The sequence below is a fragment of the Methanosarcina sediminis genome (assembly GCF_052056915.1).
Classification (GTDB): Archaea; Halobacteriota; Methanosarcinia; order Methanosarcinales; family Methanosarcinaceae; genus MTP4.
In genome coordinates, this window is record NZ_CP195119.1 from 2,638,167 (window position 1) to 2,654,234 (window position 16,068).

Annotated in this window: 16 protein-coding genes; 8 read left to right on the forward strand and 8 right to left on the reverse strand. The window is 48.3% G+C overall.

Features of this window, described 5'->3' with window-relative positions; all coding sequences use genetic code 11:
- Nucleotides 1-324 precede the first annotated feature (324 nt).
- The 7 genes from ACSAZK_RS11430 to ACSAZK_RS11460 all read right to left on the reverse strand — a co-directional run bounded on the left by ACSAZK_RS11430 (nt 325) and on the right by ACSAZK_RS11460 (nt 6,299).
- Nucleotides 325-966, reverse strand: coding sequence for an NAD(P)H-dependent oxidoreductase (locus ACSAZK_RS11430; RefSeq protein ID WP_440954258.1), 642 nt, complete (start codon nt 964-966; stop codon nt 325-327).
- Between the two features lie 724 nt (nt 967-1,690).
- Complete coding sequence (locus ACSAZK_RS11435) at nt 1,691-2,266, reverse strand: flavodoxin family protein (RefSeq protein WP_440954259.1); 576 nt, start codon at nt 2,264-2,266, stop codon at nt 1,691-1,693.
- A gap of 57 nt (nt 2,267-2,323) precedes the next feature.
- Nucleotides 2,324-2,854, reverse strand: coding sequence for a flavin reductase family protein (locus tag ACSAZK_RS11440; protein WP_440954260.1), 531 nt, complete (start codon nt 2,852-2,854; stop codon nt 2,324-2,326).
- A 136-nt stretch (nt 2,855-2,990) separates the two neighbouring features.
- Nucleotides 2,991-3,281 carry a putative quinol monooxygenase gene (locus ACSAZK_RS11445; protein WP_440954261.1) on the reverse strand — a complete coding sequence of 97 codons (291 nt, stop codon included), beginning with the start codon at nt 3,279-3,281 and terminating at the stop codon, nt 2,991-2,993.
- A gap of 41 nt (nt 3,282-3,322) precedes the next feature.
- Nucleotides 3,323-3,847 (reverse strand): nitroreductase family protein, encoded by a 525-nt coding sequence (locus ACSAZK_RS11450; RefSeq protein WP_440954262.1) that lies wholly within the window; start codon nt 3,845-3,847, stop codon nt 3,323-3,325.
- 115 nt (nt 3,848-3,962) lie between these two features.
- Nucleotides 3,963-4,520: a flavodoxin family protein gene (locus tag ACSAZK_RS11455; protein WP_440954263.1), complete on the reverse strand. Its 558-nt coding sequence runs from the start codon at nt 4,518-4,520 to the stop codon at nt 3,963-3,965.
- Between the two features lie 390 nt (nt 4,521-4,910).
- Nucleotides 4,911-6,299, reverse strand: a complete 1,389-nt coding sequence (locus ACSAZK_RS11460) for an MATE family efflux transporter (protein WP_440954264.1) — start codon at nt 6,297-6,299, stop codon at nt 4,911-4,913.
- Between the two features lie 326 nt (nt 6,300-6,625).
- Here ACSAZK_RS11460 and ACSAZK_RS11465 point away from each other — a divergent pair, with 326 nt between their 5' ends.
- The 8 genes from ACSAZK_RS11465 (at nt 6,626) to ACSAZK_RS11500 (ending at nt 15,172) form a co-directional block, all read left to right on the forward strand.
- Nucleotides 6,626-6,970, forward strand: coding sequence for a winged helix-turn-helix transcriptional regulator (locus ACSAZK_RS11465; protein WP_440954265.1), 345 nt, complete (start codon nt 6,626-6,628; stop codon nt 6,968-6,970).
- Nucleotides 6,971-7,208: 238 nt separating this feature from the next.
- Nucleotides 7,209-9,533: an ATP-dependent DNA helicase gene (locus ACSAZK_RS11470; RefSeq protein ID WP_440954266.1), complete on the forward strand. Its 2,325-nt coding sequence runs from the start codon at nt 7,209-7,211 to the stop codon at nt 9,531-9,533.
- Nucleotides 9,534-9,857: 324 nt separating this feature from the next.
- Nucleotides 9,858-10,298 (forward strand): GerW family sporulation protein, encoded by a 441-nt coding sequence (locus tag ACSAZK_RS11475; RefSeq protein ID WP_440954267.1) that lies wholly within the window; start codon nt 9,858-9,860, stop codon nt 10,296-10,298.
- A gap of 189 nt (nt 10,299-10,487) precedes the next feature.
- On the forward strand, nt 10,488-11,360 hold the full coding sequence (locus ACSAZK_RS11480) for a DUF2953 domain-containing protein (protein WP_440954268.1): 873 nt from the start codon (nt 10,488-10,490) through the stop codon (nt 11,358-11,360).
- A gap of 25 nt (nt 11,361-11,385) precedes the next feature.
- Nucleotides 11,386-12,339, forward strand: coding sequence for a beta-ribofuranosylaminobenzene 5'-phosphate synthase (locus tag ACSAZK_RS11485; protein ID WP_440954269.1), 954 nt, complete (start codon nt 11,386-11,388; stop codon nt 12,337-12,339).
- Nucleotides 12,340-12,503: 164 nt separating this feature from the next.
- A complete protein-coding gene (locus ACSAZK_RS11490; RefSeq protein WP_440957005.1) occupies nt 12,504-13,469 on the forward strand; it encodes a beta-ribofuranosylaminobenzene 5'-phosphate synthase in 966 nt (321 codons plus the stop codon).
- A complete protein-coding gene (locus ACSAZK_RS11495; protein ID WP_440954270.1) occupies nt 13,466-14,482 on the forward strand; it encodes an NOP5/NOP56 family protein in 1,017 nt (338 codons plus the stop codon). The genes ACSAZK_RS11490 and ACSAZK_RS11495 overlap by 4 nt, the downstream gene beginning before the upstream one ends.
- Nucleotides 14,483-15,172, forward strand: a complete 690-nt coding sequence (locus tag ACSAZK_RS11500; protein ID WP_440954271.1) for a fibrillarin-like rRNA/tRNA 2'-O-methyltransferase — start codon at nt 14,483-14,485, stop codon at nt 15,170-15,172.
- A gap of 329 nt (nt 15,173-15,501) precedes the next feature.
- Here ACSAZK_RS11500 and ACSAZK_RS11505 read toward each other — a convergent pair whose 3' ends face one another.
- Nucleotides 15,502-16,047 carry an ArsR family transcriptional regulator gene (locus ACSAZK_RS11505; RefSeq protein WP_440954272.1) on the reverse strand — a complete coding sequence of 182 codons (546 nt, stop codon included), beginning with the start codon at nt 16,045-16,047 and terminating at the stop codon, nt 15,502-15,504.
- Nucleotides 16,048-16,068: the final 21 nt, after the last annotated feature.

The following is a 16,068-nucleotide window of genomic DNA, read 5'->3' on the forward strand; positions in this document are numbered from 1 at the left end:
TAACTTCTGGAAGCCGCAGCAGTAACAACAAAATTGAGATTTCTGAAAATTGTGATTTTTAAAGTTTTTTGAAAAAAAGAGCTTGCTTTCAAGACTGGTTTTCAAGACCGTTTTCCAGAGCGAGAACGGCTTGAAGAGGGCGAAGTCGTTAGCCGGATGCAGGGCATCAGCTCCATGCCTCCTTCAAAATCTTTTTGAATCCCTTCGGCTCATTTTTTCATGAGTTCTGGGACTTCAGAGTTGAATGCTTCAGAGTTGAAAGCATCAGGTTGGTGGCATATAAAGTTGAATACCTCGGAGTTGAATGCTCCAGAGTTGGATAGTTCAGAGTTCAAGCAGCCTCTTCCTGTACTTTTCGAGTTCTTCGTCTCCCTTTTCCCTGGAAATTCTGCTGACTTCGTAGATGATATGAGACGGAAGTGCCTGCATCCCCATATACTCAAAGACGCAGTGAGTGACGGATTCCAGGTGTTTGTTCAGGTCCCCGTGTTCTCCCCCTTCCGAGTACCATTCCTTTGAAGCCCCGGTGGTTGTGACAATCATTGCGGATTTTCCCTTCAGGAGCCCGGTTTCGTAAGCACTGTTTGTAATCGGGTTGAAGCCGAAACCCGGAGCCAGGACCCGGTCAATCCAGCCTTTCATGATTGCAGGCATGGACGTAAAGTAGATCGGGAACTGGAAGATCAAAAGGTCTGCCCATTTTACCTTCTCCATCTCGGCCAGGATGTCGGGCGCAAAAGCCCCGGTCTTAACAGCATTTATTGCCTCAAGGAAAGGCTTGAAAACGTCCGGCTTTTTCCGCTTCGTGAAGTCTTCCTCGGTTAGTACTGGATTGAAGTTCATTGCGTAGAGGTCCGAAAGCTTAACTTCATGCCCCTTCTCCTTCAAAGCGTAAAGAGCAGTGTTTTTCAGGGCAGCATTAAAGGACGTTGGTTCCTGTTGTGCATAAATGTAAAGAATTTTCATTATATCCCCCAATACAAATTCTCCTGAGGGTATAAAAGAGCATTGCAGAAATTGACGGAAAGAGTGCTGAATGCTGGATTATTGCCTGAATGGGTACTGTCTGAAGGATTATTGGCTGAATGAGCATCGCAGGAATTAGTATCACAGAAAGGAAAATCACGGGAAAGAAAATCAAAGGAACCATCGCAGGTACATTTTCTTCCTTTTTTCATCCCTTACAGCGTTTTTTCGATTAGACTTAAGGTCCCGGGGCTCTCACCGGGCGCCGAAGGCGGCCGGCTTTTCCAGGAAATAATTATAGAAACATGTATTTCAATTCAGCCAACCGTTTTCTAATCTTTGGCATGAATATGGCGTTCATTTTCATTTTTTATGCCTGCTATTCGTAGAATTTCATGCTCCTTTTTTCTTTTTTCCAATTTTTACCAGAGTCTGAACCTGGCTTGAAGTAAATTAAAGTATAAACAGGGCTTTTGCATACATTTTCTGTTCTTCCCTGTTTTTTAAGGAAAAGCCGGTCGTGCAAGCACGACCGGGGCGGGAACCCGAATTAAGTGCTCGAAAACGCAAATCAAAAACGGTCCCTGGAAGTTTGATACTCTTTCGAAACTTCCGGGTTCGGTTTGAATTCCATGAATTTTATGTTTGATTTCTATCTAATTCTGTTTTATAGCACATTTCTTTAATTTTCGTGCATCTATTTCCTTCACTAGCCACGCAATTTTTATTCATTTATTTTCTTCAGCAGCCAGGCCATGTTCTGTCCAAGGGTCTCCATGGTCTGGATGCCTTCTTCATCATTTTCCACGTCCCCTTCTTCGAACCCTATTCCCATGTTCCAGTAGCTGGAACCCGGGATTATCATCTGGGAGATTGTGAAGAAATGATTTATTGAGTCAAAAGCATGTATCGATCCTGCCCTTCTGACGGCAACGACAGCTGCTCCCACTTTCCGCTTGAAAAGGGCGTCATTTGCTACTGCAACCATTCCCGCACGGTCTATCAGGGCTTTGATTTCCGGGGTCAGGTCTGCAAAATATGTAGATGTGGCCAGGATTATGCCGTCGGCTTCAGCCATTTTTGCTATGCAGTCGTTGACGATGTCCTTTTCAATGACGCATTTTTTGTCCTTGTTTTCGAAGCATTTCATGCAGGCTATGCAGCCGTGAATGCTCTTTCCTCCAAGCTGCACCATTTCGGTTTCAATTCCTTCCTTTTCCAGTTCCGAAAAAACATGTCCTATGAGCTTTGCTGTGTTTCCCTCTTTTCGAGGGCTTCCGTTGAATGCTACGACTTTCATTTTTCTACTCCTCCATTTCCTTCATTCTGATTTCCTCTTCAATCTCCCCTTTCCGGGTTACTTTTCATTTCCTTTCAGGCTTTTTCCTATTTTCCAGGCTTCTCCCCCATAGTCTCCGACTTTCCAGTAACTGTTGTTGGGCATGGTCAGGAGCAGGGGTTCCATTTTCTTGATATCCGGCTTTCCCTGGGTCAGGTACTGCTCTTCGGAATAGGCTCCCACGATTTCCCCTACAAAAAAGTAGTTCGTCGGAAACTCCAGGGTTTCTACGAGTTTGCATTCGAGGTTCAGGGTGCACTCCTTTATCATGGGTGCGGTTTCGACTTCCCCGTAGAATACTTCAAACAGGCTGGACTTGTCGACCTTCTCCCCTGTGACGATGCCGCAGTAATCGGTTTCTCTTATCATTTCGGCTTCAGGGAAGTTGACACTGAAGCTCTTGTTTTCTTTGATGCCTTTGGCTGTGTAATGGGATTTATGCACCCCGACTCCGAGCATGGGCGGGTTTGCATTGACCCGGGTGGCCCAGCCCAGGGCCATGAAATTGGCTTTCCCTTCAACATTTGCTCCCAGCAGGGTTACGGCCATCGGATAGACAAATACGTTGCTATTGATCTTGATTTTCTCTGATATTGTTTATCCCCCCTGTCTATTTTATGGACCCATGTCTTATATCATATTTGACTATGCCTGTGGGGTGTTTTTTATGAATCAAAAAATAAAATCACAGCTTTTTCTCGTAAGCATTAACTTCTGCTTCCTTTTCAAGACATTTTGAAATCAATGGAACTATTTTCTTAAAATGCACGGAGTTAAAGTGTTCTTCCAGGCTTTTTTCGTCCTTCCACTCCTCTATCATGGTCAGGAGTCCTGGTTCTTCTAATTCCTGATACAGCCCGTATTCTATGCAGCCTTCTTCTTTCAACGATTCTTCAACAAGGGTTTTGCACAGGTCTGTGAATTCTTCGATTTTCTCAGGTTTGACCCGGTTTTTTGCAACAACTTTTACCGTCAATAAAATCACCGATTTTTTAATAACACTCAGTTTTCACAGCTTCATTCTTTTTTCCGGCCGTACCTGTTGTGGAATACTTTTTCCTCAGTGTACCTGTCCTGCGGTCCGGGCTGCTGGGCAGGATAACCAATAGGCACCAGTCCCAGGGGGATTATATGCTCCGGAAGTCCGAACGCTTTTCTGAAACCTTCAACCCTGTCTTCCATGGGATAGATCCCGGTCCAGACTGCACCGAGGCCAAGGGCATGGGCCGCCAGCAGGAGGTTCTGGATAGCTGCCGAGCAGTCCTGCACCCAGAATCCGGGGGCTTTTTCCAGGGTCGTATCTCCGCAGACCAGGATTGCAAGGGGAGCTCCCCTGCACATGCCTGCATAGGGGCTGTATGTCGGGATCTCTTCGAGCAGTTTGCGGTCGTCGATTACGATAAAGACCCAGGTCTGGGCGTTGACTGCAGAAGGTGCACACATGGCAGCCCGGAGCAGTTCGTTAACAAGTTCCCGGGGGACGAGTCTGTCAGTGTATTTTCGTATGCTTCTTCGGTTGTGGATTGCTTCGAGAGTGTCCATATTAATGCTTCCTCTTACTTTTCCGTAAAAGATATGGGTATTATGTGTGAGGAAGTGCCCGGCTGGGGTGTCCTCCTCATCCTTTAGTTTTCACCCTTTTGTTTTCATCCTTTTTTTACTTGAAAAGGTTCAGGCCGGTGTTCTTTGCCTTTTCCATAAGTTCGGAATTGCCTTTGATGTCTCCCGGTGCAGCACACCCGGCGGCTATGAGGGTGTCTTTTACTTCCATGCCCATGAAGCGGGAAATTTCTCCTCCGAATTCCTCGAAGACTCTGGTGTAGGCTGTGGGGTCTGGCTCACCCTGGGCGCCTACAAGCACTGCTTTCTTTCCGGCCGGGACCCGTGAGGAAAAGTCAGGGTTTACCAGGGAGTAACAGCGGTCCAGGAAAAGCCGCATCTGGCCTGTAAACTGGGCAAAGTAAATCGGGGACCCGAAAACAATGCCGTCTGCTTCTTTGATCTCCTCAAAAACTTCTACCAGGTCGTCTTCAAGCTTGCACTTATCGTTGGCCTTACAGTAGTTGCAGGCCTGGCAGCCTCTGTAGTTCATATCGTTCAGGATGAAGGCCTTTGTTTCGGCTCCGGCTTCGGAGGCTCCTTCCAGCACCTGCTGGACAAGGGTGTTAGTATTTCCGTTCTTTCGCGGGCTTCCTACGATTCCTATGACTTTCATTGCGATTCTCTCCCGTTATCAATATTTATGTCATTTTTATATGGTGTCCGTATATGGCGTTTATATAATTGGCATTGGGCAATCTACGCTTGTTGCTATCTAATTTGCAACAACTATACTTATATCTCATACATACAGACGGGGTAGCCACTAACAAAAATGATACAACGGGAGCTTATGGTAAGTGTTAGGAAAAAAATAAACAATATCATTGTCCTGAGAAAGCTGCCGCGTATTTAACTGTTTAAGGCCCTTGCTAATTCCTTGACCCTTCTGCGGATGGGGGACGGAACGACTGAGAAGGCAGTGAACTCTTGATAAAAACCAGTGATCGACCAGTTAACCCCTGAAGCTAGATGAATGGGGGAGGGACAGTTAACCTTAGCCTGGTCAATTAACTGCTGTTTGTTCATTAATCACTGTCCTGTCCCGTGCCTCAGCGAGCAGCCTGAACTCCCGGATAACCATTATCAGGGTTACTGCAAAAGCCAGGGTGTCAGCAAGCGGGAAGGCTGCCCAGACCCCCGGAAGTTCCAGATATCTCGGGAGCAGCAGTACCAAGGGGATAAGGAAAAGCACCTGTCTGCACATGGAAAGGAAAAGGGAAGGTCTTGCCTTGCCCAGGGCCTGGTAAAGGGCTCCACCCACTACCTGGAACCCTACAAGCGGGGTTGCAAGTATAATAATTCTTACAGCACTTTTTCCTTCCGCTATCAGCTGGAGATCCTCACTGAAGATTCCAAAGAGTTGTTCCGGAAACAGGTAGAGTACCAGGAAACCTGCAACTGACATGCCTGTGGTGATCAGGATGGCAAGTTTAACGGATTCCCTGACCCGCTCGAAATTCCTTGCCCCGTAGTTGAAACCTACTATTGGCTGCAGGCCCTGGATGATCCCGAACATGGGCATGAAAGTAAACATCAGGAGACGGTTTACAATCCCGAACACGGCAATCGCTATGTCCCCTCCGTAAAAGGCAAGGAGGTTGTTCAGGATTATGACCATGAAACTGCTTGAAACGTTCCTGGCAAAGGGGGACATCCCGATAGCCAGGACTTCTTCGATGATTTTCCTGTCCGGCCTGAGCTCTCTGAGGTGGAACTTAAGTGTGCTTTTTCCGCTCAGGAAGTAGCGGGCAATGTACAGCACTCCGATACCCTGTGCAAGCACGGTCGCAATTGCTGCTCCCCGGATTCCCATCCCTAAAGTGAAAATGAAGATGGGGTCAAGCACGATATTGAGCCCTCCGGCGATCATCATGGCGTTCATGGCAACTTTTGCGTTCCCTTCGGAGCGGACCACACTGTTTGTAACCATCGCAAGGGAGAAGAGGACTGTGCCGTAAAGGATTATTTCCAGGTATTCGAGGGAATAGGGCAGGATTGTGTCAGTGGCTCCGAAAATTTTCAGGATCGGCACTATATATATGAGCCCGAGGACGGTTATCAGGAAACTGGACATCAGGGAAAGGAATATCAGGTTTGAAAAGGTCCTGCTGGCTTTTTCCGGCTCCCTTTCTCCAAGGCGCCGGGAGATGATAGAAGCCCCTCCTATCCCTATGGCAAGGCTCACAGCCATTCCGATCATCTGGATGGGAAAGGCAACGGCAATTCCGCCTATTGCCTGGACACTTTCTATCCCGTAGGCCCTGCCAACAAACACCGTGTCCACAAGGTTATAAAATGCCTGTACCAGCATCCCGATGGTTGCAGGTACCGAGAGTTTGAGAAGGAGTTTGCCTATATTTTCGTTTGCCAGCATCTGGCTTCTTTCGTCCACCTGAAAATTCCTCTGAGTTTTTCACTTGTTATGGTTTTTATTGTTCTTAAATAGGAGCTGAAAGCTACCACAATAGTTAATCCGCATATAATTTTGTCGGCCTTATGATGTCCATGTGCTATGATATCCATGTGTTATGATGTCAATGTGTTATGATGCCTGTATGGCTGCCGCCTGGCAATCTGCGTTTGTAGCTATCCAGTTTGCAACAACTATACTTATATGCCATACATACAATTCAGGTAGTTACTAACAAAATGGATACGTAAGAAAAAGGATACTATAAGAAAAAGGATACTATAAGAAAAAGGATAAGATGAGCTCTTATGGTAAGTGAGAAGAAAAACAACAAAAATTACCACTGCCCCGTGGAAGCGACTCTTGATGTGATTGGGGGAAAATGGAAACCCCTTATCCTCTGGCAGCTCCGGGAAGAGACCCTTCGTTTTTCCGGGCTGCAGCAGAATATGCCGGGGATTTCACCGAAAATGCTCACTAAACAGTTACGGGAGCTTGAAGAAGACGGGCTTGTCCTGAGGGTGATGTACCCTGAAATCCCTCCAAAGGTCGAGTATTCCCTGACGTCCTTCGGAAAGACCGTGATTCCGGTTCTGGATTCCCTCTGCCAGTGGGGATGTGAGTACCTTGGACGGCAGTGTTCTCTGGAATGAATTTTCCGGGCTTGAATAAGTATATGAAAGTTAGTATGGAGCAGCTTTCTCTTCTCTTTTCTTCTTTTGCTCTTCCCGAGTTTTTCCGGAGTACTTTCACTCAGGGGATGCACAAGTTATTTAACCTGCTTTCAGGTACATAAAACGATAAACGTTACGCAAAAACTTTGATTCAATCTTTAAAAAGGCTGGGCAGGCAGAGAATCTCACGGACCTGCCGGGTCCCGGGGAACTCCTCATGATGCAGAAGAACGGATACATGCGGTATTTTACAAAACAGAGCTGCTACCCTAACCAGGCAGAAGCCATGGACAAAATCCATGCCTCCCTCCTGGAGCAAAAAATAGTGCTCTTTGAAGGGGCCTGCGGCACGGGAAAGACCCTGAGCGCCCTGGCTCCGGCGCTGCATGTTGGAAGGAAGCTCAACAAAATCGTGATCATAGTTACCAATGTCCACCAGCAGATGGTCCAGTTCATCAATGAGGTCAGGGAGATCAACCGGGACAACGACATCAAGACCATCGTCTTCAAAGGAAAGACGGCGATGTGCCCCGAGAAGCTCGATTATGATGAGTGCAAGCTTAAGGGGGAAAACACCTATGACCTCCTGGAGTTCGAAAGGGAAGTTGCCGCGAAAGAAAAGGAACTCAAGGACGCTTTTGAGAAGTACAAAAAGACAAAAGACCCATCCCTCTACGCCCTCCGAAATGAGCTTGAAAAGGAACTTGAGGACGCCCGGAAAAAAGTCCAGGGTCTCCGGAACAATTCCTGTCAGAAGCTTTACGAGGTCCTGAGGTTCGAGGGAAGCGAGTTTTCTTCCTGGCTCTTTTCGAATGTCAGGAGCCCTGAAGATGTCGTGGAGTATGCGGCAGACCGGGACATGTGCGGGTACGAGCTCCTCAAAAAGGAACTGAAAAATGCCGAACTCCTTATATGTAATTTCCACCACGTCCTGAACCCTGAAATTTTCATGACCCTTCTGAAATGGCTCGAGAGGGATTCTGAAGACGTAATCCTGATTTTTGACGAGGCGCACAATGTCGAAGCCTCGGCCCGGTCCCATTCCTCTATCACGCTGGCGGAACTTTCTATCGAAAAAGCCCTTTCGGAAGTAGGGGAAGTCCCGGAACCTGACAACTCATCGGGGTTTGGAGGGGGATTCGGAGGCGGGAACGGTATCCCGCTCGATGGGGACTATGCGAACCGGATTCACGCAAAAAGGCTTTTTTCCTGTTTATTGCAGGCCGTGAAGGATACCTACGACTCAAAGCTGAAGTTCGGGGAGCGAAACAGGCTAGGGAAACACTGGCAGGACATCCAGATCAGCGACCCTTACGAGCGCTTTGACGTGCTGAAAGCCCGTTTCTTGCGCGAAGCGAAAAAGGAAGGGTTTGCGGATGAAGAAAGCGTGCTTACCCGGCTCCGGGATATCGGGGAGTTTGGGGGCAGGCTGGAGGATATCTATGCCGAAAACTATAAAAATGGGCTTCTTGCCGTCCCGAAACGTTCCCAGATTCGCTATGTTGCGGACTTCCTTTCTTCCTACCTTGTGCTTTCCGACAGGCAGAACTACTACCCCATCCTGAATGTGCGTAAGGACTGGAAGAGCGACAGGGTCTACGGGCGGATTGAGCTTTTTACCTGTATCCCCAAAAATGTGACCCAGCCCCTGCTGGACTCTATTTTCGCAGGCGTGCTAATGTCGGCTACCCTGAGGCCTTTTGAGATGGTCAGGGCCACTCTGGGCATTTCCAGGGAGGTGGAGGAAATAACCTACGGGACAACCTTCCCTCAGGAAAGAAGGTTGAGCCTGGCAGTCTCGGTCCCCCCTCTCTTTGCAAAGAACCGGGACATGCCGGAAACCCTGGACAGCATAAAAGAGGCTCTGCTTGCGGCTGTTTCGGCATCTCCGGGGAACGTGGTAATCTATTTCCAGAGTTACTCCGAAGCTCTGCGCTATTCCAAACTGCTTGAACCGGAACTTTCGGTCTCCCTTTTCCTGGACGAAGTAGGAGTCTCGGCCCAGCAGGTCAGGCAGGACTTTTTCAGATCCGGGGAAAGGGGCGAGAAATCCGTACTCATCACATACCTCTGGGGCACTCTGAGTGAAGGCGTGGATTTCAGGGATAACAGGGGAAGGACCGTGATCGTGGTCGGAGTCGGCTACCCTGCGCTGAATGACAGGATCAAGGCTGTTGAATCTGCCTATGACACGGTTTTCGGCTGTGGGGAAGGCTGGGAATTTGCGGTCCAGGTGCCCACTATCCGGAAGGTGAGGCAGGCTATGGGTAGGGTCGTCCGCTCCCCCCGGGATTTCGGGGTCAGGATTTTGCTTGATGCCAGGTACCAGGGGTCTTTGCAGAAAAAACTGGGTAAATTTACTGTCTTCAAGTACTTCCCGCCGGAAGAAAGCCGGGAATTTCTTGATGTTGCCCCTGCTGAAGTTGGCCCTGTCCTTGACGATTTTTTCTCAAAAATCAAAAGTTCCGATGCCGAAAAAAAGGACTCGGGGTCCCCGGCTCCGGGCAGTTTTTCCCCGGGCAGCCTTGCGGAAAAATTGTAAAATCCTGTTGGGATTGCGGCTTAAAATATCCCCCATGCTTTCGATATGGGCCAGACCGGTTTATTGGAAAATCCAGGGGGATCTTTTTTTGATGAAATGTATTAGAGAATCTTTTTTGGTGAAAGGTCTCTCGGGATTTTTTTGGTAAAGGACCTCTCAGGTAACCTTTTTTTGATGAAATATCTCCTGGGCAATCTTTTTTCTATAGAAGGTTTTTCAGGTAATTCTTTTTTGATAGAAGGTTTCATAGGGTTTGAGAACCAAAGATATATCCGGAGCATAAGCAAAAGCTTTTCATAAGCATATTTCTGGAGGGAAATAATCATGGGAGTAGAAGAGACCATTAAAGAAATAGCAGGGGAACTTGAACGTATTGCAAGCACTAAAACTGTTGTAGGGGACCCCATAATTGCAGCAGACAAGACCATTATTCCTATTTCGAAAATCTCGATGGGTTTCGGAGCCGGGGGTGGGGAAGGCAAAAAGGAAAAAGAATCCGGGTACGGAGGAGGCGGTGGGGCAGGTGCAAAAATCGAGCCTATAGCCTTTATTGTGGTCTCAAAGGAAGATACCCGGATATTCAGGGTTTCGGAGAAGAGTGATGTTGGGAAATTTCTCGAAGCCGTCCCTGAAATCGTTCCCGACATCATGGAAAAAATTAAAGCTGTCCGGAACAAGGGCAAAAAAGGGGAGAAAGGGGGAGCCGGAGAAAGCCCGGAAAAAGGGGAGCCGGAAGAGATTATGGTAAGCGGGGAAGAAGAGTAAAAACGCTGCTGATAACTTCCTCTGAGCCCTGGCTTTATTGAAAAGGTTGAAAAATAAGTTTCGTGTCCGGGAATAAACCGGGAGGATTTTTGATACCGGGAATGCAGCCCGGAATTTCCTTGTTTATCGAACCTATTGAATATGCTGGCTGTATACGTTGTTTCCTTATTGTTTTTTTTAGTTTTGTTCGTGCTTATAACGCCTATAGAGTTAACTCTGGATGCGAAAGCCCGGCTCAGGGAAGGAGAAAGCTTATTCAGGGGCAATTTTTCCATTAAGTGGTTTTTCTTTTCACGTAAGGTCTCTATTGAGAGGCCGGAAAAAAAGGAATCTGAAGATCGGTCGGAAAAGGGCAAAAAACGTGAACGTAAGGATGAAACAGAAATTGAAATAAAAAAGGAAATAGAAAGGGAAAAAGAGAAGGAAATAGAAAAAAGGAAAATGAAGGAAATTGAAAAGGAAAAAGAAGAGAAAATATGGACCGAAAAAGGTAGGGGGACAGAAAAGGAAGTAGAGGGGATTGAAAAAGAAAAAGGAAAAGAAAAAGAAAAAGGAAAAGAAAAAGGAAAAGAAAAAGAGAAAGGAAAAGAAAAAGAGAAAGAGAAAAAAAAGAAAATCGAAAAGGAAATAGAGGAGACTAAAGGACCTAAAAAGTTTTGGAAAAAAGAATACTCTTATATCTTAAGGGCGTTCCGCGACCTTCGTGTACCTTTGTTCCGGCTTTTTTCCGATACATTGAATTCCTTGAAAATAAAATATCTTGATGCTGATTTTACCTTCGGCCTGCCCGATCCTGCAGACACGGGGATGCTCTGCGGTTTTGCCCACTCCCTGCTGGGGGTGCTTCATGGGAGGTGCAGGCAGTGTAACGTTTATATCAATCCTGTATTCATGGATCCTGTCCTGGATTTCCGGGGGAATACAAAAATCAGTATAAAAATATATTCCATTATTTTCTCATTCTTTAAATTTATATTAAACCGGAAAACTTTATGTTTTACATATTCGATTATTAAAGAATGGCTTCAGGGTAAACTGAAAGCTCATTCCCAGGCTTTATAATTATGAATATGTAACGAGGATACAGATGGATAAGATTAGAATTGTGTCCCCTTCCAGACTTCATCTAACACTTATTGACCTCAATGCGGAGATTGGTAGGGTTGATGGAGGGGTGGGGATTACCCTCGATTCTCCCGTTCTCAAGCTTTCCGCAGAAAAAGCGGATTCCGTTGAGGTGCTCGGGAATTCCGGTCTTACGGAAAAAATCCGAAGTTCAGCCCTTGCCCTGCTCCCCGAGGGAGAAGGCATACGCATCCGGGTCGAAGCAGATTATCCTGATCATGTAGGGTTTGGTTCGGGTACCCAGGCGGCGCTTTCCGCGGGGAAGGCCGTAAACGAACTTTACGGTCTTGGAAAATCCGTAACGGAAATTGCCATTGCCGCAAACCGGGGGACCACCTCGGGGATCGGGGTTGCAGCTTTTGAAAGGGGCGGCTTCCTGCTGGACGGCGGGCACAGGTTCGGGGATAAGAAAACCTTCTCACACGATGTGAAGGGGTTTCCTCCGGGCCTTTTGCTCTCCAGGTACGAGTTTCCTGACTGGCCGATTGTTGTTGCAGTCCCCAACGGGCAGGGGGTCCATGACGATAAGGAGATCAACGTCTTCAATACAACCTGCCCAATCCCGCTTTCCGAGGTCCGGGAGCTTTCGCATGTGCTCCTTATGCAGCTACTCCCCGCCCTTCTTGAAGAGGACTCGGAGAGTTTCGGGGATGCGGTCAATCATATCCAGACCGTGGGCTTCAAAAAGCGCGAGGTCGATCTCCAGCCGATCGCGCAGGATACTATGGCTTTCATGCGGGAGAACGGCTGCTACGGGGCAGGCATGAGTTCCTTCGGGCCTCTTGTCTACGGCCTGGTTGACAACTCCAGGGAAGCGGCTCAGGTCAGGAACGAGGTCCAGAGGATGCTCGATGAGTCGGTAGGTGGAACTGTACTTTTGACGAAAGCCAGGAATAAAGGTGCGGATATCATCTAAAGATGCGGATATCTCGTGCTGAGGCCGGGTTTGGCAACCTGCTCTGCTTCTGAAAGCTCCTGCCGGCCACCGGTTGGTATTGCTTACCCGTTCTATCTTTTTCAGAAGCGATCGAAGGGGTTAGCCCTAAGCTTTATGAATATGTAACGAGGATACAGATGGATATGATTAGAATAGTGTCTCCATCCAGACTTCATCTGACCCTTATTGACCTGAATGCGGAGATTGGCAGGGTTGATGGAGGGGTGGGAATCACACTTGAATCCCCGGGCATGGAACTTTCCGCAGTTGAAGCTGAGACTGTGGAGGTTCTTGGTGATTCCGTTCTCGCAGGGAGGGTGCGAAAAGCGGCGAAGTCCTTACTTCCCGAGGACCGGGGGATCAGGATCAATATCGAAAGGGCCATCCCTGATCATGTAGGGCTGGGTTCCGGGACCCAGGCCGCAATTTCGGCTGCAGCAGCTGTAAATGAAGTTTACGGGCTTGGTAAATCTGTCAGGGAACTTGCGGTTGCCGTAGGGAGAGGGGGAACTTCCGGGATAGGGGTTGCTGCCTTTGAAAATGGGGGTTTTCTCCTGGACGGAGGGCACAAATTCAAGGACAAGGGTGCTTTTTCCCCCTCAGCCGCCAGCCATGTGCCCCCAGGGCCTGTACTTTTCAGGGAGGATTTCCCGGACTGGCCTATCGTCCTTGCAATAGCGGACACCAAAGGGGCCCATGATGCGGAAGAGGTTGATATTTTCAAAAAGGTCTGCCCCATTCCCCTGGCTGAAGTCCAGGAAGTTGCTCATGTGATTCTCATGCAGATGCTTCCCGCGCTCGTGGAAGAAGACCTGGAAAGCTTTGGAGCTGCGGTCAATCACCTCCAGACTGTCGGCTTCAAAAAGCGGGAGGTCGAAATCCAGCCCCGGCCGGTGCTCGATGTCGTACAGTTCATGCGGGATAACGGAGCAAGCGGCTCCGGAGTCAGCTCCTTCGGGCCTGTGGTCTACGGGATTGCAGGGAGCATGAGCGAAGGCGAAAAGCTCCGGAAGGAAGTCCAGCAGATGCTTGACGAGTCCATCGGGGGAGAAGCTCTGCTCACGAAAGCGAGGAACAGGGGTGCGGAGATCTCCGGAGGGCTTTTTTGAAACTTGAGGCCTGGTTCGGGACGCTTGATCTGGGCGAGGACGGGAAAGTCCTTGCATCAGATCCTTTTTCAAAAAATGTAAGGGAGCTTGCGCTTCGTTCCCTTTCCCTGAGGGAACCGGGAAAAGGTATCCCTCCTGCAGGTTTTGACCTCCGGTCCGCTGCTCTTGCCTGTGGGTTTGTCGGATCTCCGGAAGAGTATGACTCCCTCTTACACGAAGTAACCCTGGATGCTGCAAAGCTGCAGATCTCGGGGGCTTTAACGCCTGACCAGCGCATAATCCTTGCAGTGGAAGCCCTGGATGATGTAAATGAGACTGTAAACGTCCTTTCGGAAAGGCTTTCCGAGTGGTACGGGGGTTATTTCCCGGAAAGCGGTTTGAGTGGGGAAACCCTGGCCAGGTTTGTCACAAAATATGGTTCCAGGAAAAATGTTGACCCTGAAGATCCTCTTTACGCAAAAGCCGCGGATTCCATGGGTGCGGAACTCGAAGCCTTTGATGAGGAACTTCTCAAAGGGTTTGCCACAAGCGTCTGCAGCCTCTACGACCGGCGGAAGCAGATCGAGGCATATATAGAATCCAGTATGGAAAACACAGCTCCAAACCTTAGCCTGCTTGCAGGTCCCATGCTTGGGGCAAGGCTTATCAGCATCGCAGGCAGCCTGGAAAAACTTGCCGCTTTTCCCTCCAGTACGATCCAGGTAATAGGGGCTAATAAAGCTCTTTTCAAACATCTCAGGTCCAGGGCTCCCTCCCCGAAACACGGGATAATTTTCAGCCACCCCCTTATCAATACCTCTCCCTGGTGGCAGCGGGGAAAAATCGCAAGAGCCGTTGCTGCAAAGCTTTCCCTGGCTGCGAGAACGGACCTTTACTCCGGAGAAAAAGTCCCCTCCCTTGCAGAAAAACTGGACGCAAAAGTGCAGCAGATCCGGCTTCTGAATCCCGAACCTCCCCGGAAAAAGCCGGAAAGCGGGTTAAAGCCAAAAGGAAAAAAGAAGAGGAGGCAGTAAATGCCCGAAGTAAAGACTCTTTCCGAAGGAATTTTTGAAATCACGAAGGGCAAAAAGTATCTCGCCACGAAAAACCTGGACCCGGGTATGACGGTATACGGAGAAAGACTGCTCTCTATCGAAGGCTCGGAGTACAGGACCTGGGACCCGCGCCGGAGTAAGCTTGGGGCAATGGTACTCAAAAAGTTCAGAATTCCTCTCAGGCAGGATTCAAAAGTCCTCTATCTTGGGGCTGCTTCCGGCACAACGGTTAGCCATGTCTCGGATATTGTACCCGGAGGGGCAGTTTATGCCGTTGAGTTTTCCCCCCGGAGCATGCGGGACCTTATAAGCCTTGTAGCCCGCCGTAGTAACCTGTACCCGATCCTTGCAGACGCTGGAAAACCCAATATCTATGCCCACCTGGTCGAACCCGTGGACGTGGTCTTCCAGGACGTTGCCCAGCCTAACCAGGCCGAGATCGCCGCGAGGAACGCGGCCCGCTATTTGAAAAGTGACGGGTATCTCCTGTTAGCCATCAAAGCCCGGAGCATTGACACCGCGGCAAACCCGAAACAGGTTTTCAGGGACGAAATCAAAAAACTGGAGCAGGCATTCGAACCAAAGTTTGAAATCCTTACTGCCAGGGACCTGAAGCCCTATCATGAAGACCATCTCGGCGTCCTGGCAAAGCTCAAAAAATCGGACTGAAAAGTCGAAGGAATTGGGCTAAAGGCCATTTTAATTCGGCTAATAGTCATCTGAATTATAGTCCCGAACGTAAATATTTACACTTACATTATAACCACGGAAGAAACAGAAAGCACGGAAAGGTTGTTCCCCAATTTCCTTTATTCCGTGTTTTCCGTGCTTTCTGTGGTTAAACTTTCACTTGAGATTGGTGAAGGAATTTGAGTCCTTGACTATAGTTAAAAGCCGTGGAAATTTGGATAAAGAGTTGCAGGAATCAGCCTGAAAAGCCAAAGGAAAAAGGTTAAGAACTACAGAAAAGCTTTGGAAAAGGTTCTTGATTCCCCTTTTCATCTTTTGACGTTCACAAACAGTCTCTTTTTGGTGACCGGGATAAGTTTTTTCCACTCCACGACTGCGTCTTCTTCAAAAGTATATTCATCCACTGTTTTGTCCGAGAATTTCCCGTCAACTTCATAAATGTAAAAGCCTTCCTCTCCGTCCGTGGAAACTACTTTAATCCTGTTTCCCATCTGTGTGACCTCCACAGCGGCAACACTTTTCAGGGCTTCAAGGAGGGTTGTGCCTTCTTCAACTTCCACGTCCCGGTTTTCTGCAAAGTGGTCCAGAAATGAATATACGTTGCTGATTTTGATTGCTATCATATGGAGGTTCCCTAACTTTTTTCTCTCAACCAGTTCGGCTTCCTCCAGAATCTTTATGTGTTTGGCAGCGACGGGTACGGAGATCCCCAGTTCTCTGGCAATACCTGAGATGTGAGTGTCCTCTCCGCTCAGGAGTTCCAGAATGGAGAGGCGGGTATCGCTCGATATTGCTTTGAATAGTTTCTCTCCCCCTCCGTTTATTCCCGAATTCTTCATAACATTTACTACCATAATGTGTCCCTATACAAACTC